The organism is Candidatus Neomarinimicrobiota bacterium (genome assembly GCA_022560655.1).
Lineage (GTDB): Bacteria > Fidelibacterota > Marinisomatia > SCGC-AAA003-L08 > TS1B11 > JADFSS01.
The window spans coordinates 1-18,585 of sequence record JADFSS010000009.1 but is presented as its reverse complement, the minus strand read 5'-3'; the positions used below and the strand labels follow the sequence as shown (position 1 = coordinate 18,585).

Below are 18,585 nucleotides of genomic sequence, written 5' to 3'. Positions count from 1 at the left end.
CAGCGTAACTTTGGGGCCATGACTGCGGCCCCCACCATCGAAAAGACTGCTGCCAGCCCCCCCAAAAAGGGCGAGGCGCTGGAGCTCACGATTGACAGCTTGGCCTACGGCGGCGGCGGCGTCGCCCGGCACGACGGATTTGTGGTGTTCGTGAAGCGGGCGCTGCCCGGCGAGCGGGTGCGGGCGCGCATCGTGAAGCGGCGCTCGGGTTTTGCGGAGGCGGTGGTGGAGGAGCTGCTGGAGCCGTCCCCCCATGTAGCCCAACCCAAGTGCGCCCACTTTGGGGTCTGCGGTGGCTGCGCCACCCAGAACTACCCGTATGAACAGCAGTTGGAGCAGAAGCAGGCCCAGGTGCAGGACCTCTTTGACCGGCTGGGCGGCTTTGGTGGGGCGGAGGTGCAGCCCATCATCGGCAGCGAGGAGACCTACCACTACCGCAACAAGATGGAATTTACTTTCTCCACGCGCCCCTGGCTGGTGCAGCCTGCCGTTGGGGACGATACCCTCCCACCGGCTCTGGGCCTGCATGTGCCAAAACGCTTCGACAAGGTGCTGAATATCGACGCATGCTGGATTCAGCAGCCGGTGGGCAACGAGATTCTGCAGCTGGTGCGGGCCAAGTCGCTTGAGCTGAAGCTGGAATTCTACGATGTGAAGGCCCACACCGGCTACCTCAGGCATTTGGTGATCCGCACGGCGGGGGCTGGTTCGGGTAACCTGGAAGTGATGGTCAATCTGGTGACAGCCCGGCAACAGCCGGAACGACTGCAGCCGCTCGTGGACGCGCTGGTCACGGCCTTTCCCCCCATAGCCAGCATCGTGAACACCATCAATACCCGCAAAGCTGCCGTGGCCTACGGCGAGCGTGAAATTTTGCTCCACGGCAAGCCCACCATTACCGAGCGCCTGCGGGGGCTCAGCTTTGATATATCCGCCAGCTCTTTTTTCCAGACCAACACCCGGCAGGCCGAGGTGCTCTACCAGCAGATTGAGCAGGCGGCGGGGCTGTCCGGACAGGAGGTTGTGTATGACCTTTACTGTGGCACGGGCACCATCGCCCTTATTCTGGCCCGGGAGGCCAGCGAAGTGGCCGGTTTTGAGTCGGTACCCGCAGCCATTGAGGACGCCGCCCGCAATGCCCTGCTCAACGAAGTGACCAATGCGCGCTTTTTTCACGCCGACCTGTCGGCGCGCTACTTTAGCGAAAACGGCAGGCGGCTTGCCAAGCAGGTGCCGCCGGCAGACATTATCGTAGCCGACCCGCCCCGGGCCGGTATGCACCCCAAGCTGCTGTCAGAAATCCTGAACATGAACGCGGCGAGGGTGGTCTACGTGTCGTGCAATCCGGCAACCCAGGTTCGCGATGTGCGCGTGCTCTGCGATGGGGGCTACCGGCTGGCGCATATCCAGCCGCTGGATATGTTCCCCCACACGCCCCATATAGAGAATATCTGTGTGCTGGAGCGCTAGGTCCTGACCCCGGCTCTGGAAATACGGGGTCTGCGCAAGCGCTACCGGGGTGGCGTAGAGGCGCTCAAGGGGATCGACCTCACCGTTCCGCAGGGCGAGTTTTTCGGCCTGCTGGGCCCCAACGGCGCCGGCAAGACCACCGCCATCGGGATTACCACCGGCCTGGTGCGGCCGTCGGCCGGCTCGGTTAGCGTGATGGGCCACGACGTGGTGCGGGAGTTCAGGCAGGCCCGGCGGCTCATTGGCCTGGCCGCTCAGGAGCTCAACTTCGACTGGTTCTTCGCCATCGAGGATTTGATGCTGCTGCAGGCCGGCTACTACGGTGTGAGCAAGGAAACCGCCAAGCAGAACTCGGATCGCCTGCTGGATTTATTCGGGCTTACCGCCAAGCGTCGGGTCAAGCCTCGGGAGCTCAGCGGCGGCATGAAGCGGCGCTTCCAAATCGCCCGCTCGATGGTACACGACCCGCAAATTCTCATATTGGACGAGCCCACAGCCGGCGTGGACGTGAGCCTCCGGCATATGCTGTGGGACTACCTGACGCGGCTCAATGAGGAGGGGATTACCATCATTCTCACGACCCATTACATTGAGGAGGCGGAGAAGCTCTGCCAACGTGTAGCCATCATCGATGAGGGGCTTATCGTCAAGATTGGGACACCGGCGGAGCTGGTGGCGGGGATGAACAATGACGGGCTAACGCTGGCTGTGGAAGGGCTCAGCGAGGTGGTCGAGCAGGCTCTGGATGGCTACACTTACAACTACCAGAACGGCCAGTTGCGGGTGTTCACCCCCCGGCCGGAGCTGCGCTTGTCAGACATTATTGGCCGCGTCACTTCAGCAGGTGCCGTGGTCCAGGACGCCACCATCTTTCACAGCACGCTGGAGGACGTGTTTATCAAGCTTACCGGGCATGGCCTCGAGCAATAGGGTCGGCTTTCTTACCTTTGTCGCCCGCGAACTGCGGCGGTTTCTGTCGCTGTATAATCAGACTATCCTGCCCGGCTTGCTCACCACCGTGCTCTACATTGTGGTCTTCGGCAAGTCCCTTGGTAGCCGCATCGGCGACATCAAGGAAGTGCCCTACATGACCTACATTATCCCCGGTCTGGCTATGATGAATGTTATTACCAACGCCTACTCCAACAGCGCCTCCAGCCTGTTCCAGGCCAAAATCATGCGATTTCTGGATGACATTCTGATTACGCCCCTCAGCGGCTTGGAGGTTTCGCTGGGTTATATTCTTGGTGGAGCCGCCAGGGGGCTGATCAACGGTATATTGGTGCTGCTGGTGGGAATGTTGCTCACTGATATGCCCATCGAACATCCGGTGCTGGCGTTGGCGTTTCTGCTGGTGGTTGGCTGGGCCTTTGGCGGCGCCGGACTGCTGGTGGGTATCTTTGCCAAGACCTGGGATCATATCCAGCTACTGGTGAACTTTTTCCTCACCCCGCTGGTTTTCCTGGGAGGTGTATTCTACAGCATTGATATGCTGCCCGCGGCATGGCGAAATATTTCATTGCTTAACCCCCTCTACTATATGGTGAATGGCCTGCGCTACGCCGTGCTGGGGGTCTCCGATACCTCCCCCTGGTGGTCGCTGCTGGTGAGCATATCGGCCGCTGCTCTGTTTACGCTGATTGGGGCCGGCCTGTTTGCCAGGGGCTACCGCATCAAGGACTAGGCGGCCCGTGCAGCGGGTATCAAACATGTTGACTTGCTCGCGCCGACGCCTTACTATTTCTCGTCACGGCAGCGCAAGATTGCAGGTGCCATCTTTTGATCCGCTAAGCAGAGCTTATGAATATCGGGAATTTTCTGGCTCGCATTGTCTGCGACCGGCTCATTACCGCCAACAGCAATGTCCTGAAGCTGACCACAGCTATCAGCCTCATCCGGGAGCAATAGCGGCGCATGGCGCGACGGCGACTGGGTAAGATTTACGAGCCCGGGGAAGTGGAGTCTAGCTGGTACCGTCGCTGGGAAGAGCGGGGCTATTTCCGGCCTGCCCACAGCGGTGGGCCGAAGACCTTCACGGTGGTGATCCCTCCCCCCAATGTTACCGGGCGCCTCACGCTGGGGCATGTGCTGAACAACACGCTGCAGGATGTTCTGGTGCGCAGGGCCCGCATGCAGGGACTTAGCACCCTATGGCTGCCGGGCACGGACCATGCTAGCATCGCAACCGAAAACAAGATCGTCAGGATGCTTCGTGAAGAGGGCACCGATAAATCCACCGTTGGCCGGGAGGAATTCCTCGCCCGCGCATGGGACTGGGCTGACCAATACGGCGGCACCATCATTGAGCAGCTCAAGCGGTTGGGCTGCTCGTGCGACTGGAGCCGGACCGTTTTCACCATGGACGAGGGCTACTCCAAGGCCGTCATTGAGGCTTTTGTGCGGCTCTACAATGAGGGGTTGCTCTACCGCGGTGAACGGCTGATCAATTGGGATCCGGAAGGGCAGACGGCCCTCTCGGATGAGGAGGTCATTCATCGGGAGAGCAAGGGCCATCTGTGGCACTTCCGCTACCCGCTGAAGGACAGCGATGGGGCCATCATCGTAGCCACCACGCGCCCCGAGACCATGCTGGGTGATACCGGTATTGCGGTGCACCCTGATGATAAAAGGTATGCCGGCCTGGTAGGGAAGCGGGCCATTCTGCCGCTGGTGGGCCGCGAGTTGCCGATCATCGCCGATGAATTTGTCGATCCCGACTTTGGGACGGGCGCGGTCAAGGTGACGCCGGCCCACGATCCCAACGATTACCAGATGGGTGAGCGGCACGGCCTGGAGCTGGTGAACGTCCTGAATCCCGACGCCTCGCTGAACGACAATGTCCCGGAAGAGTTTCGCGGCCTGGACAGGATGGCGGCCCGCAAGGCGGTGGTGGCAGCGCTGGAACGCCAGGGGCTGCTCGAAAAGGTGGAGGAACATGTGAGCAGCGTGGGTTATTCGGAGCGCACCGATGCCATGGTGGAGCCCTACCTGTCCCTGCAGTGGTTCCTGAAAATGGAGACGCTGGCTGGCCCGGCTCGAAAGGCGGTGGCCTCCGGCAAGATCGTATTCTATCCCGAGCGCTGGGCGAAGGTGTACGACCATTGGATGGGCAATATCCGCGACTGGTGCATCTCCCGGCAGCTCTGGTGGGGGCACCGCATCCCGGCATGGTACGGCCCCGATGACCAGATATTTGTGGCGCGTACCGAGGAGGAGGCCCAGATTCAGGCCCAGGCCCACTATGGTAAGCATGAGGTTGCACTCAGGCAGGATCCCGATGTTCTAGATACTTGGTTCAGCTCCTGGCTGTGGCCGCTGGCGACCCTGGGCTGGCCGGACCCCGACAGTGCCGATTTGAAACGGTTCTACCCCACTCAGGACCTTGTGACGGCCCCCGACATTATCTTTTTCTGGGTGGCCCGCATGGTGATGTCGGGGCTCAAGTTCGATGGGCGCCCCCCCTTCAGTGCCGTCTATTTCACCGGCATCGTGCGAGACAAGCTGGGGCGCAAGATGAGCAAGAGCCTGGGCAATTCACCTGAACCCCTGGAGCTCGTTGACAAGTACGGCGCTGACGCTCTACGCATGGGCATGATGCTGATGGCACCCCAAGGCCAGGATATCCTCTACGACGAGGAGCATATCGCTCTGGGACGCAACTACCTGAACAAGATCTGGAACGCGGCCCGCTTCGTGCTAATGAATCTGCATGATGACCGCCTCCCGCCCCTTCTGGAGGAGCTGAATCGTGAGCGCCTTCAGGTCGCCGACGGCTGGATTCTGTCGCGCCTGCAAGGCACCTGTAAACGAATCGAGGAGGCCTACCTTCGTTATCGCATCAACGACGTGGCGAAGGCTATCTACGAATTTGTCTGGTCCGACTATTGCGATTGGTATCTGGAGTTCATCAAAACGCGGCTGCACGGGGACAATCAGGCTGACCAGGAGGCAGCGCTGACGGTGGCGGTGCACATTTTGCGGAGCACCCTGCTGATGATTCACCCGCTGGCTCCATTCATGAGCGAGGAACTGTGGCAGCAGGTAAGGCGCGCTGGGGAGCCCGACTTGATGGTCGCGCCCGCCCTGACCGGAGACGATCAATGGGTCAGCCAGGAAGATGAAATGAGCATCCAGCTGGTTCGCGACGTGATCACCGCCGTGCGCAGCATCCGGGCCGACATGGGCATCCATCCGGGGCAAGAGGCGGGCCTTATCGTCCGTGGACCGGCGGAGCTAACGGTAATCGTTGAGCGTGAGTCGGCCTACCTGCAGCGGCTGGCCAAGGTATCTGGTCTCACCGTCGGCCAGGACATCGCCAAACCCGACCACGCCGCCACCGCGGTGGTGGCTGCGCTGGAGCTATTTGTCCCCTTGGAAGGCCTCATCGATATGGCAGTCGAGCGTACACGGCTGGAGAAGCGTATCACAGAAATGGAGGGACGCCTGGCAAACGCTCAGCGTAAGCTCGATAACAAGGACTTTCTCGAGCGGGCACCTGCCGATGTGGTGGCCCGGGAGCGCGAAAAGCAGGCCGCCTATGACGAGAACTTGGCAAAGCTTCGGAAAAACTACCGCGCCCTGGCTTAACACTCAACACAGAAACCGTGTGTATTCACTAATTTATATTGTAGCACTCATGTTATCTCATTAATTTGAGCACGAGGTATGGAACGCTCTACCATGCAAAGCATGACCTTTGGCGATCTGCTGGCCTTTCATCGGGAACAGGCCGACCTGACGCAAAAGGAGCTGGCCGACCGCCTGGGCATACAGTATCAGCAGGTCAGTTCTTACGAGCGTAACCTCACCTTTCCCCGCAAAGGTCGGCTCATTCAGATGTGCGAAATACTCAATGCATCCTATCCCGATTTGGCTGAGGCAAAATTCCGCACCCAGCATCCCGGATTGCCCGAGGATGCGTTCCCTTACGAGAGCCGCCGCAAACTGGCTCCCATTCCCCTCATCGGTCTGGCCGCCGCCGGGAAGGGGCTGTTTCCCAATCTGGACGGCACCGCTATCGCCGCCGACGAGTACCTGGATCGCCCCGATGATCTGAAGGACGAGGCGGCCTACGGGGTGCGGGTTTATGGCGACTCCATGCTGCCCATCGTCAAGCCAGGATCCATTGTCATTGTGTCGTTGGAAGCCAGCAGCCAGAATGGAGACCTGGCGGTGGTGGTCACCCAGGACGGCGAAGCCATGATCAAGCTGGTGTATTACAAGGGCGAGGAGCTGCTGCTGCGTTCCACCAATCCCGCCTACACTGACCGGCGCCTGCCCCGCAATCAGGTGCTGCACCTTCATCCGGTGATCTACATCCGTATGGGCAGGTTGTAACGGACCCACCCCGGGTCCGGCCTACCACGACCGCACATCGGTAGCCCCTGATCCCAGCCGACATTTGCGGCCGGGCGCAAATAGCTCGACGCAGGGGTGACCGGGAGCTAGAAGCTGTACTTCAGCCCAAGATGGACGTGGCTGAACGCGTCGCCGATGGCGCTTAGGCGGCTCTCTTCACCGCCACCCAGATAGGTAACCCCCAGCTCCAAGTCCACCGCAGCTTCCAGCGCCATAAAGCCGGCCATCGTCGTGATGGAGGTAAGGAATACCGGCAGCCTGAGCACATCCATGGTGGCCCACCCTAACGGCAGATTTTGCGTCCTGTCGCACGCGCACCTCTCTGAAGAAGCGCGTCATGATATGCACGCCGTCGGCGGTCGCGATGGTGAGCAGAATCACCGGCATGGTGGTGTTGAGCATGGTGAAGTTGAACCACTCGTTACCGGTGAGGTTAAAAAGCCAGCCAAAGAAGCCCATCATGGCCAGTGTGGATAGCACGATGACCGCGAGCACCATGAGCAGCGCCGCCGGGCTACGCAGGTTGATCAGGAGTATCAGGACGAGAACCAGCAGGCCGATGCGCATGAGGCTGAGGACATCGCTTCGCACGACTTCCGCGAGAACGCCCCGTATGTAGGGCATGCCGCTGACGTAGCTGCCGATTCCGTATTCCAGAGCGGCATTTGTCTCCAGGACGCGCTGCGCCAGCTCGGCATCCGTTGTGCTCGTGGTGGGAACAACCGCCAGCATCGTAAAATCCCCGGACGGGGAGACCAACATGCCGCTGATATTAGGGTTCTCCTCGACATATCGCTTGACGCCGGCGAGTTCTTCGGGAGTCAGCTCCCGTGCCGGCATAAGATTGGCCACCTCCAGGAACCCGTCCACGCTTTCGAGCCTTTTCATGGTGGCCAGGCTTTGGACTTCATCGACAATTTCCAACTGCTCCAGGGCCCTGGTGAGGTCCCAGACCGCCGCCAGAGATTCCTTAATTATAAATGGATGTGCTCTCCTGCCCAAGGGTCACCAGCAGGGGTTCGGTGGATCCGAATGAGGCCTAAATTTCGTCCCAGATCACCCGCGAGGGCAAATCGGACGGGAGCATTCTCATGATGTCGTCTTCGATGTGGATGTACCGCACGCCTGAAGCCATGACGAGGCTGAGGACCAGAGCCAACGCGACGGCCTGCCAGGGACGGTTACTTGTCCATTGGATCAGCAGGTGTTTCATCGTGCTCCCATGTACTGGCCGTGCTCCCGGCTAGTCACCAGCTAGGACATTAAGGCGCAGTCCGCCCAAAATATAGTCGACGGCGTGCTCCCTGTGCTCCCGACTGACAGGACCTTGACCACCATTGGCTATGACCGAATCCAGGACGGGCTGCATAAGGAAGGGGGCGATGAGAGACGTCAAGATGCTGTAAACGAACTGCTCCAGCCGGCGTTCAGAAAGGCGGCCTGTGCCCATATAGGATTGAATTTTCAGACGCCATTGAGTCCGCATGTCGGGGACAATTGCTGCGAACATCGGCCCCAGATATGGAGCACCGATGGCAATCTCTTGCGCCAGGAACGGCCGCAAGTGCCCGTCACTGATGGCGAACAGAGTCGCAAACATGTCGAATATGTCGCCAATGGTCTTGTCCAAAGCATCTCTGCGGAAGACAATTTTTGCCAGCTGGCGGAATATGGGCTGAAAAGTACTTTCCAGCACCCTGAGGTACAAGGCCTCCTTGCTCGTGAAATGGTAGTAGAGCATGAACTTGTTGACGTTGGCGGCGGCGGCGATTTGCCGCATGGTAGCGCCGCTGAAACCGTGGGCGGCGAATTCATTTTCAGCGGCGGCGAAGATGCGGTTGCGGGTCTCCTGGGTTGCGGGGCGCTGAGCGTTGTCGGGGATGACTGTCATGGGAGCGAGCGGGATTGTGGATGACTAGGTGTAAATATACTGTACGTACGGTCAATAAAGCAATATCCCTTTGCAGCAGTCGCCCACCCCCAACCGCTCTATGGGCGCCTATCGCCCTGACCGTCTTTTGCAATACCTTCGCCAAGGGACTGCAAGCCTGCTTACATTTGGTGCACGCATGCCCTTGATTGACACTCTGCAACAAGATATCCTCGGCATCCCGCTGATGCGTTACCTGCTGGCCTTCCTGGTCATTTTGGCTACCCTGGTCGTGCGGGTGTTTGTTGATCGCTATCTTTTTCGGGTGCTTCACGGATTGGCCAGCCGCACCAGCACCCAGTATGACGAGCTGTTCCTTGACGCTATTCGGCGTCCGCTGGCGGCTTTCCTGCTGGTTTGGGGGGTCTATTTTGCGCTCAGCACATTCATCCTTTCTGCCGATGCAGGCGGCGCGCTGCTGCCGATCTTCAAGGGAGCTACGGCATTGATCGCAGTCTGGGGGCTCTATCGCGTATCGGATCTGTCCACCCAGTGGGCGCGGACGGCACTGGCACGCCGGGATGAGACTTTGGCAACCCAGTTTGCTCCCCTTATTCGAAAGGCCTTAAGGGTGAGCATCGTGCTGCTGGGCGGACTGATTATCATCCAGAACCTGGGCTTTTCCGTCTCCAGCCTGGTGGCCGGGCTGGGGATTGGCGGTCTGGCTATTGCTTTGGCGGGTCAGGATACCCTAGCCAACCTGTTCGGTTCGCTGGTCGTTCTCACCGACCGTCCCATGGTGGTGGGCGACCGTGTTCAGATCGGAACTGTTGCGGGTACGGTGGAGGCGATCGGGTTCCGGTCTACCCGCATCCGGACCTTCGATAAGAGCCTGGTGGCCATTCCGAACAAGCTGCTGGCTTCGGAGACCATCGAAAACTGGTCTGCTCAGCCTGGGCGGCGCGTACGCATGACGGTGGGTGTGCAATACGACAGCCCGCCTGACAAGATTCGAGAGCTGTTGGTAGGAATACGGTCGCTTCTGGGGGGCAATGGCCAGATAGAGTCGGAAGGGCAGTATGCGCACTTCATTAATTTTGGCCCCTCATCGCTGGACATCCTGGTGAACTACTTTACCAAGACCACCGATTATCAGGAACATTTGAAGGTTCGGGAAGCGCTCAACCTACAGATCATGGCCCTGGTAGATTCCCTCGGACTGGCATTTGCCTTCCCCAGCACCACGGTCTATTTCGGGGAATCACCCCCCAATATCTCAGCCTCATCCTGATCTTACTCGAAGAACGGCGCACCGGCCCCAAACTGGCGACTAGTCCTGGCCTACCCGGGCATTACTAAAAAGTGCCTGTAGCGATCGCACCTTAAAGCCGCCCGACTGCACTCGACGGATGGCACGCACCATCGCGCGGGCGCCGCTAAGGGTTGTAATCACCGGAATACCGTGGTGAATCGCGCTCTGGCCGATGGCGTACTCATCCTCGCGGGCGCGCGCCCCCAAGGGCGTGTTGATCACCAGTTGAACCGCGCTGTTTCTGATAGCGTCGGCCACATTGGGGCGCCCCTCCCCTACCTTATATATGTGCTCGGCGGAGATGCCGTTCTGGCGCAAGAATTGGCACGTACCCTCGGTGGCAATGATGTGGAAGCCTAGTTCGGTGTAATCCCTGGCAATTGTAGCTACCTGGGCTTTGTCAGTGTCGTTCACTGAGATAAAGACGGCGCCTTCCACGGGAAGTTTTGAGCCTGCTCCCATCTCCGCTTTGGCAAAGGCGGCCCCCAGACCCGTATCCAGACCCATGACCTCACCGGTAGATTTCATCTCGGGTGACAGGTAAACTCCGTCAGCCGGAAACTTATCGAAAGGAAATACCGGCTTTTTCACCGCAACCACGGCGGGCACACGGCCGTCAGCGAGGGCGTCCAGGTTGGCGCCTTGAGTCAGGTCCTGGAGACGTTTACCCAGGGCGATTTGCGCAGCCCACTTAGCCAGGGGGATATTGCGGGCTTTGCTTACAAATGGCACGGTGCGGCTGGCGCGGGGATTAACCTCCAAAACGTAGAGGGCATTGCCCTGTAGCGCAAATTGAATATTGACCAAGCCCTTGACCTTCAGCTCCAGTGACAGGAGCCTGGTATAGCGGCGAATCTTTTCCAGTGCCTCGGGCGGCATGGCGTAGGGCGGCAACACGCAGGCGGAATCTCCACTGTGGATACCCGCCTCTTCAATGTGCTGCATGATCCCGGCGATGAGAACATCGTCCCCGTCGCAAAGGGCATCCACGTCAAATTCGTAGGCGTCCTCCAGGAAGGCATCAATCAATATGGGATGTTCCCATGATACGTCTGTGGTGCGTTGGACGTAGGACTCCAGGCCCTGGCGATCATAGACAATTTCCATGGCCCTGCCGCCCAGGACGTAGGAGGGCCGCACGAGTACTGGGTAGCCCACCTCTTCAGCAACCTGGGCCGGTTCATCCACTGTGCGGGCGATGCCGTAATCGGGTCGCGGGATATCCAGGCGGTCGAGCAGGGCACCGAACTTTTCACGGTCCTCTGCCAGATCGATGGCCTGAGGCGAAGTGCCCAGGATTGGTACCCCCGCTGCCGCCAGTCGGTTGGCAATATTCAGGGGCGTCTGGCCGCCAAATTGGATCAGCACACCGTCGGGTTGCTCCAATTCAATCACGTTCATGACGTCCTCAAAGGTCAGCGGCTCAAAGTAGAGTCGATCGGCTACGTCGAAATCGGTCGAGACAGTCTCGGGGTTGCAGTTTTGCATGATCGCTTTCACCCCCAGGTCCTGTGCGGCAAAGACTGCCTGGACGCAGCAGTAATCGAACTCGATACCCTGGCCAATACGGTTGGGCCCGCTGCCCAAGATGAGCACTTTACGGCCGCTGAGGGGTTCCAGCTCCTGCTCGGTCTCGTAGGTGGCGTAGCTGTATGGCGTCTGGGAGGCGAATTCTCCGGCGCACGTATCCACCGCCTTGTAAGTTGGGACGACCCCCAGGGACTTCCGCAGGTCGCGGATTGTGTCTTCCGTAACGGGAATGCCCGCAACAGCAGAAGGGACCATTCTTGCAATCTGCCGGTCTGAATAGCCGCGCGATTTGAGCCCTATTAGCGCGGGCACCAAGGTTTTACGCCGGGCCGGGTCGTTTTTCCCCTCCAGCGAAACAGCAGCGGCCAGCTCCACCCCAGCACGCAGCATATCGGCAATTTGCTGGAGGAACCAGGGGTCGATCCCGGTGACGTCGTGCAGGACTTCCACGGATCTACCCTGCTGGAGCGCCTCCCTCACTTTTAGCAACCGAAAGGCGGTCGGGAAACGCATTTTCTCCAGGTCAAGAGGGGGTCCAGCCTGTGCAGGTCGAGGTTCCAGACCATCCAACCCCACTTCCAGAGAACGGAACGCCTTCTGCAGGCTCTCGGGAAAGGTGCGCCCGATGGCCATCACCTCGCCCACTGCCTGCATCTGAATGCCCAGAACACCGCTGGCCCGGGGGAACTTCTCGAAGTCGAAGCGCGGCACCTTGGTCACAACGTAGTCGAGTGCGGGTTCGTAGGCGGCCAAAGTCTGGCCGGTAATTTCATTCCGGATCTCATCAAGCCGATAGCCCACGGCCAGGCGAGCCGCCACCTTGGCGATGGGGAAGCCGGTGGCCTTGGACGCCAGCGCCGAGCTACGGCTGACCCTGGGATTCATCTCTATGATCAGCATGCGGCCATCGCGTGGATGAACCGCGAACTGTACGTTCGACCCGCCCGTCTCCACGCCGACGGCCCGGATGCAGGCCAAGGCCCAGTCCCGCATCTGCTGGTATTCCTTGTCAGTGAGGGTCTGTGCGGGAGCCACCGTGATGGAGTCGCCGGTATGCACCCCCATGGGGTCGATATTTTCGATGGAGCAGACCACAAGAGCATTGTCGGCGCTGTCCCGCATGACCTCCAGCTCGAATTCCTTCCAGCCAGTCAAATCCTCCTCGACACGGCATTCTCCCATCGGACTCGCTGCCAGAGCGGTGGCCACCTGCCGGGCATACTCCTCCTGATTGTAGGCCATACTGCCGCCGCTGCCACCGAGCGTAAATGAAGGGCGGATAATGACCGGCAACGGGAGCTGCGCAGCCAATTCCTCAGCAGCTTCGAGGGAGGTCACCCGACCGCCCTGGGCCGTGGGAATGCCGACGGAGGCCATGACTTCCTTAAACTGCTCGCGATCCTCGGCCCGGCGGATCACCTCCACATTGGCACCCAACAGCCGGACGCCGTGCCGCTCCAAAACACCCTCCTCAGCCAGGGTTACTGCGCAATTCAGCGCTGTTTGGCCACCTACGGTGGCTAAGAGTGCCTGGGGTGACTCTTGGGCGATAATCTGGGCGACGGTATCGGGAACAACAGGTTCAATGTAGGTTGCATCAGCCAGCTGGGGATCGGTCATGATCGTAGCTGGATTGGAATTTACTAGGACTACCCGATAGCCCTCGTCCTTTAGGGCCCGGCAGGCCTGAGTTCCGGAATAGTCAAATTCAGAAGCCTGACCAATGACAATCGGGCCGGCACCCAATATGAGGATGCATTGCAGGTCTTTATCGCGTGGCACAGCGGCAACGCCCCCGGCTTTGGGGAAAAAAGGAAACAGTTATGGCGGGAACGGATGGAGCCGGTGGCCAGGCAGTGCTAGGCGTCGCCGTCAAAGTAGGCCAACGCAATTTTTTTGCGTTTGTTCATTCTCAGGCGTAGTTCGCGCCCACCCCCGACCAGCGCGGCGTCAATCACTTTGATATAGGGCGCCAGTTCAGTTGCGTCGGGGAATAGCGAGCCCAGGGAATTGGGGCTCTCACTGAAAAACTTGTCCTGAAAGGTGTTGTCGTCATCATCCGGGTAAAGGGGCAGATAGTGGATACCCTTCTCGACCAGATCAAGGAAGAAGTGGGTTCCGAAGGAGACTTCCGGCGTATAGTCACCATCGCGATAGGCAATCTCGATGAGCGCCTTGGTGTTGTTGATTTCGCTATACTGCACGGGGATGCCCAGACTGATGTTGTTACTGCCCCAGCGACCGGGTCCCATCAGGATAAACCGAGAATCGGCCAGCTTTTGGTTGATTTTGCCTACCAGGCGCGCAAGTCTGCGACGGGTATGATTGTCCGTCAGTTGGTAGTATGCCCGGGGATCGCAATAGATGATGTAGTCGAGCCGGTCGACACGCCCATTACGCACATGCCGCCGCGTACTGAAGAGACGGTCCTGGGAGGGAATGTTTTTTGGAATGGCCACCGCCCTCTCCTCCGTCCGCCGGACCAGGGGACGCGCCTGCAAGAGATAGAGGTAATCGCCATCATGGGAGAATTCAATGTCCATGGGGGATTCATAAGCCTCTTCCAGCACTCGCAGTATTTCGCTAAACATTCGCGGCACGGGGGAGTTTTTCACCAGATTTTCGAAAGTGACGACCCCTCTTGGATAGTGCCTCGGTGATACTTCGGTGATTGGGGCTTGGAGGTAATCGTCCTCCTCCAAAGAAAACATGTTTTCATACTGCCTTAGCCGTTGGTCTGATTGCCAGAGTTTTTTCAGCGTGATGATTTCGTAGCTATTGGTAGCGAGGTTAATGACGTCCACCAGGGTCTGCGAATATTTCTTTTGCTCCGCAAGGGTTGACTCTGGTCGCAAAGTCGGCGCAGAGAGTGCGATCAGCCGAGGGTAGTCATCGCCTACCCTGTCGACGGCTCGGGTGCCGAGCCCGACGACCAGGCGGAGCAAACCAGCTTTTTCACGGATTTTCGGATTCCACGTATAGTCATTGCGCGATAGGGCCACTCCGGAGTATGCCGGCAGGAAGAAGTGTCCATATTTGAAGCCCACCACTTTTTGGATCAGAAGCCCGATTTTCTCATCGTAATCCAGCAGGTCGCGCTCCTGCCGGTAGGTGATAGGGTCTGGTGCCAGCCCACTGGCATAGACCTCGCCGATGGCGGCCAGCAGGGAAGAAAGGCGCTGATCGAGAGTACCTTGGTTGCCGAGAAAAATGCTCTGGTACTTGCCGGAGAAGGCCGCCTTGAAGTTGTCTTCCAAGAGACTGCTGGAGCGCACAATGAGGGGGTGCTTGCCCACGCGCTTCAGCAGGGCGCGGCACTGCGTAACGACGTAAGCTGGGAACTGGCCATTGCGGAAGACCTCTTGCACAACGGGGAATTCGTTTCTGATCTCCTCGGTCGTCTTGTATTTCTGGTGTTGATATTTGGTCAAGCCATTGAGCGTGAGAAAGTCCTCGAACGCATCTGTACGCAGGAAGTACGACTCCGGAATTCGAATCATATCCCCATATTTTGAGCCGAGCCGGGCCTGGATCACCTTGTGCCCCAGGAGCATCCCTGCCGCCTTGCCGCCAATAAGCCCACGCCCTGCCGTCGATCCCAGGGTATGATCAACCAGCGGCTCCATGTCGCGAATGGTGAGGTAGTGTTTGGCGATCCGGATGTAATCCAGATGGTTGCTGATAAAATTGCGCAGCAGAGACACCCGCAGGCCGATCACCTCTTCCTTGGGCAGAGGATTCATGAGCGGTATGGCGCAAAATTCACGGACCTTGTCTGCCAGGACGCCAAAGGAGACATCCGACAGGTTGGCGATGTTCTCCAGGGCATAGATGTAATCCCGCTTGACCACCGAAAATATCAATTCGTCAATCTCGCGCCCGGAAAGGTGCTCGGTGGCGGCCTGCAGCGTGAGTCGCCGGATCAGCCGTCGCTCGTTGGATGACCAATGCTCGGGACCGACGTTGGGATTACCCGTCTCCTGGTCGTAAGTGAAGGTCTTGGCCTCCTTGCGGGCCTGTTCGTAAATGTTGTCGATGGAAACGTACTGTCTCTCGTGAAGACTCACGAGCAGCTGCAGGTAGATCCGCTCCTCCAAATGAGGATATGCGCGAATCTTATCCTGCATCTTACGGTAGGAGGGTCGGGGTTTGCGGGGTGCTGCTGTCTTGGCCTTGGTCACCGATTTAACCTCACCAGGAGGCGTATCGCCCGAGAAGTTAAGGTCGGCTATGGCCTAAATAACAGTCCGCACTAGCGGCGTCGATTCTTTTACCAGCAGCTGGCAGGTTGCAGCAACCCGGACGATCTAAACCCAGCCCCGGAGGTGGCAGGCCTCTGCAACCCGGGCGATGGCAATCATGTAGGCCGCCTGGCGCATGTGGATGTCTTTTCGGGAAGTATACTGGCTGTAGACCTCGTGAAAGGCGCGGGTCATCCTCGCGTCCAGGCGCTGGTGCACATCAGCCAGCTCCCAATAGAAATTGTAGCTGTTCTGAACCTGCTCGAAGTAAGAAACAGTGACGCCGCCGGCATTGGCCAGAAAGTCAGGAATGACAAACACGTTGTTCTGCTGCAGAATTAAATCTGCCTCCGGGGTGGTGGGCCCGTTGGCCAGTTCGCAGACGATTCTGGCCTTGATGTGGCTGGCATTCTCAGCAGTGATGATCCCCTCCAGCGCACTGGGAAACAGCACGGTCACATCCTGCTCCAGCAGATCATCATTGCTCATAGGTTGCGCCTCGGGATACCCCTCCAGCGATCCATGTTCCTGCTTGTAGTTAACCACATCGCCGGCAGCTAGACCATTCTTGTTGTAGATGCCGCCGCGCGAATCGCTGGCCGCCACCAGGGTCAGCCCCAGAAGTTCCTCGCCCAGCAGGGCCGCATACTGGCCGGCGTTGCCAAAGCCGTTGATGGCCATGGTGCCGCCTGTGAGGTTGATGTCCAGCAGCTGAGCAGCCTCCCTCACGGTGTAGATGCCGCCTCTGGCGGTGGCATCGCGGCGGCCCTGTGATCCCCCCAGAGGAATGGGTTTGCCAGTAATCACGCCGGGGTGGCTCTCCCGCACAATCTTCTCGTACTCGTCCATCATCCAGCCCATGATCTGGGGAGTCGTGTAGACATCTGGGGCAGGCACATCTTTGGTAACACCCAAAATATGGGCCACGGCACCCATGTACGCCCGTGCCAGGTTCTCTTTTTCCCGGTCTGATAATTCCTTGGGATTGCAGGTGACGCCACCCTTGGCGCCGCCGAGAGGTATCCTAACCACAGCCGTCTTCCAGGTCATCCAGGCTGCGAGGGCCCGCACGGTGTCGATCGTCTCGTCGGGATGCCAACGCAGGCCCCCCTTGGTGGGGCCCAGGGCGGAGTTGTATTGCACCCGGTAGCCGTGAAATATACGCACGGTGCCGTCATCCATCTTGACCGGCAGGGTGACCTTGAACTCTCTTTGCGGCCAGCGCAGAAACTCCCGCATGGGGGCGCTTAGTCCCAGCAGTTCGGCGGCTTCATCAAACTGCTGTTGAGCGATGGCGAACGGATTGGTCTGGTTCATAATTGGATTCCCGGCAGTGAAAGGGTAAAAGGGTTAGCGCTGTGTGGGTTCGAAAGGGTGTTCGGTGGCGAGCTACAGCGGCTCAAATACATGCAATATTCAGCGCCTGAAGTTACCCACTAGGCACCACGTGTCAAGTACCCAATGGGTCCCGAGGGCAGTTCGTTTGTGCTGCTGCCTGATTCACCCGTGGAGCTAGATCGTGAAGTTTTCCGCCTCTGGCCGAGTTAGCCAGTCTGCCAGCGTCTGCGCATTGCGGTCTTTGTCGGACAGGATAGGATGGCTGATAGGCCAGTCAATGGCCACGTCGGGGTCGTCCCACCTGATGCCTGATTCGGCAGCTGGATTGTAAATGCCCGTGCACTTGTACTGCACTTCGGCCACATCGGTTAGCGCGCAAAACCCCCGGGCAAATCCGGCGGGTGCCCATATCTGAATGTGAGTCTCGGCATCGATTTCCAGGCCGAACCAGTGACCCAGGGTGGCTGAACCCTTGCGAATGTCCACGGCAACGACAAAAGCCCGGCCCACGGTTACCCGCATCAACTTCCCCATGGGCGGCTCCCACTGGAAGTGCAGGCCACGCAGGACCCCTTTCGCCGACCTGGAATGATTGTCCTGCATGAAATTCAGTTTCAGGCCGACTTCACGGGCAAATACGTCCTGCCGGAATGACTCCATGAAAAATCCGCGCCCGTCCCGATGTACGTCGGGGGTAAGAACGTAGACTCCTCCCAAGTGAGTCGTCTCAGCCTTCAATCCCGTACCCCCCGGCCAGGGCGACCGTCAGGCTTGGAGCTGACCGATGGTAGTTTCCCATGACGAAATCGTGGAGCGCTGTGCGGCAAGTTAACCTCCCTTGCCCGAGATAGCTGCATACGTCTTCTTGCCCCGCAGGTAGTAGGCCCACACAATGCTCACCGGCTGAAGGAGCGGGGCTAGTGCCCGGTCGGATAGCTGCCGAAGGCGCTGCACCTGTTGGCGCTTGCGCCAGATCAGCAGCGGATGGCGTAGCAGCCAGGCGTAGGCCGCCACAACCGCCGCTGCACGCGCAAAGTCCAGGGTGAGCAGCGATTTGACCACCAGGACCAGGTCCAGTAGCGCCCTGGCCGGCGCGACCCAGAGCAACCGTAAAGCGGAGTAGTTTTTCAGGAGCATGAACACTCCATTACGGTGGTTGTAGTAGTGTTTTCGAGACTGTCCGCGGCCCAGGGTGCCGCCACCATAGTGGTAAATGACGGCCTCTGGACAGGCCCGCACCCGATAGCCCCTCAAGTGCAGGCGCCAGCACAGGTCGATTTCCTCCATGTGCAAGCGAAAGTCCTCGTCCAGCAGACCGGTCTCGGCCAGCACATCCTTGCGAATGGCAAAGGCCGCGCCTGAAGCCCAGAACAGGTCCACCGCTTCCTGATATTGACCCCGGTCCTCTTCAATCGTATCAAAGACCCTGCCCCGGAGGTACGGATAGCCCAGTTGATCCATGAAGC

Annotated in this window: 13 protein-coding genes and 1 pseudogene; 6 read left to right on the top strand and 8 right to left on the bottom strand. The window is 59.1% G+C overall.

Going from position 1 to position 18,585, the window contains the following annotated elements; translation table 11 throughout:
* The first annotated feature begins 18 nt into the window (after nt 1-18).
* The 5 genes and pseudogenes from rlmD (at nt 19) to IH971_02725 (ending at nt 6,807) form a co-directional block, all read left to right on the top strand.
* Complete coding sequence (gene rlmD / locus IH971_02745; GenBank protein MCH7496752.1) at nt 19-1,470, top strand: 23S rRNA (uracil(1939)-C(5))-methyltransferase RlmD; 1,452 nt, start codon at nt 19-21, stop codon at nt 1,468-1,470.
* A 3-nt stretch (nt 1,471-1,473) separates the two neighbouring features.
* Nucleotides 1,474-2,055, top strand: a pseudogene (locus tag IH971_02740) (ABC transporter ATP-binding protein).
* 328 nt (nt 2,056-2,383) lie between these two features.
* The gene (locus IH971_02735) at nt 2,384-3,154 is read left to right on the top strand and encodes an ABC transporter permease (GenBank protein MCH7496751.1); all 771 of its coding nucleotides are present in this window, start codon (nt 2,384-2,386) and stop codon (nt 3,152-3,154) included.
* 230 nt (nt 3,155-3,384) lie between these two features.
* Nucleotides 3,385-6,057, top strand: a complete 2,673-nt coding sequence (locus tag IH971_02730; GenBank protein MCH7496750.1) for a valine--tRNA ligase — start codon at nt 3,385-3,387, stop codon at nt 6,055-6,057.
* 78 nt (nt 6,058-6,135) lie between these two features.
* On the top strand, nt 6,136-6,807 hold the full coding sequence (locus tag IH971_02725; protein ID MCH7496749.1) for a helix-turn-helix transcriptional regulator: 672 nt from the start codon (nt 6,136-6,138) through the stop codon (nt 6,805-6,807).
* 177 nt (nt 6,808-6,984) lie between these two features.
* On the opposite strand, the gene IH971_02720 is transcribed toward IH971_02725, so the two are convergent.
* Genes IH971_02720 through IH971_02710 form a run of 3 tightly spaced genes read right to left on the bottom strand, consistent with a single transcriptional unit; the run spans nt 6,985 to nt 8,719 of the window.
* Entirely contained in the window at nt 6,985-7,830 is an 846-nt protein-coding gene (locus tag IH971_02720) for an MMPL family transporter (GenBank protein MCH7496748.1), read from the bottom strand.
* 37 nt (nt 7,831-7,867) lie between these two features.
* Nucleotides 7,868-8,041, bottom strand: coding sequence for a hypothetical protein (locus IH971_02715; GenBank protein MCH7496747.1), 174 nt, complete (start codon nt 8,039-8,041; stop codon nt 7,868-7,870).
* 30 nt (nt 8,042-8,071) lie between these two features.
* A complete protein-coding gene (locus IH971_02710) occupies nt 8,072-8,719 on the bottom strand; it encodes a TetR/AcrR family transcriptional regulator (protein ID MCH7496746.1) in 648 nt (215 codons plus the stop codon).
* Between the two features lie 184 nt (nt 8,720-8,903).
* On the opposite strand from IH971_02710, the gene IH971_02705 reads away from it, so the two are divergent.
* Nucleotides 8,904-9,989 (top strand): mechanosensitive ion channel family protein, encoded by a 1,086-nt coding sequence (locus tag IH971_02705; GenBank protein ID MCH7496745.1) that lies wholly within the window; start codon nt 8,904-8,906, stop codon nt 9,987-9,989.
* 39 nt (nt 9,990-10,028) lie between these two features.
* On the opposite strand, the gene carB is transcribed toward IH971_02705, so the two are convergent.
* The 5 genes from carB to IH971_02680 form a co-directional block, all read right to left on the bottom strand.
* Entirely contained in the window at nt 10,029-13,322 is a 3,294-nt protein-coding gene (gene carB, locus IH971_02700) for a carbamoyl-phosphate synthase large subunit (GenBank protein MCH7496744.1), read from the bottom strand.
* A 77-nt stretch (nt 13,323-13,399) separates the two neighbouring features.
* Nucleotides 13,400-15,721, bottom strand: a complete 2,322-nt coding sequence (locus tag IH971_02695; protein MCH7496743.1) for a hypothetical protein — start codon at nt 15,719-15,721, stop codon at nt 13,400-13,402.
* Between the two features lie 126 nt (nt 15,722-15,847).
* Nucleotides 15,848-17,098, bottom strand: a complete 1,251-nt coding sequence (locus tag IH971_02690; GenBank protein ID MCH7496742.1) for a Glu/Leu/Phe/Val dehydrogenase — start codon at nt 17,096-17,098, stop codon at nt 15,848-15,850.
* A gap of 195 nt (nt 17,099-17,293) precedes the next feature.
* A complete protein-coding gene (gene rfbC / locus IH971_02685) occupies nt 17,294-17,857 on the bottom strand; it encodes a dTDP-4-dehydrorhamnose 3,5-epimerase (GenBank protein MCH7496741.1) in 564 nt (187 codons plus the stop codon).
* A 90-nt stretch (nt 17,858-17,947) separates the two neighbouring features.
* On the bottom strand, nt 17,948-18,585 hold a 638-nt coding region (locus IH971_02680), incomplete at its 5' end, for a glycosyltransferase family 2 protein (GenBank protein ID MCH7496740.1).

Bases quoted from the DNA above. Each gene is read 5' to 3' on its own strand.
- rlmD (MCH7496752.1), top strand. From the start codon at position 19: ATGACTGCGGCCCCCACCATCGAAAAGACTGCTGCCAGCCCCCCCAAA.
- IH971_02735 (MCH7496751.1), top strand. From the start codon at position 2,384: ATGGCCTCGAGCAATAGGGTCGGCTTTCTTACCTTTGTCGCCCGCGAA.
- IH971_02730 (MCH7496750.1), top strand. From the start codon at position 3,385: ATGGCGCGACGGCGACTGGGTAAGATTTACGAGCCCGGGGAAGTGGAG.
- IH971_02725 (MCH7496749.1), top strand. From the start codon at position 6,136: ATGGAACGCTCTACCATGCAAAGCATGACCTTTGGCGATCTGCTGGCC.
- IH971_02715 (MCH7496747.1), bottom strand. From the start codon at position 8,041: ATGAAACACCTGCTGATCCAATGGACAAGTAACCGTCCCTGGCAGGCC.
- IH971_02710 (MCH7496746.1), bottom strand. From the start codon at position 8,719: ATGACAGTCATCCCCGACAACGCTCAGCGCCCCGCAACCCAGGAGACC.
- IH971_02690 (MCH7496742.1), bottom strand. From the start codon at position 17,098: ATGAACCAGACCAATCCGTTCGCCATCGCTCAACAGCAGTTTGATGAA.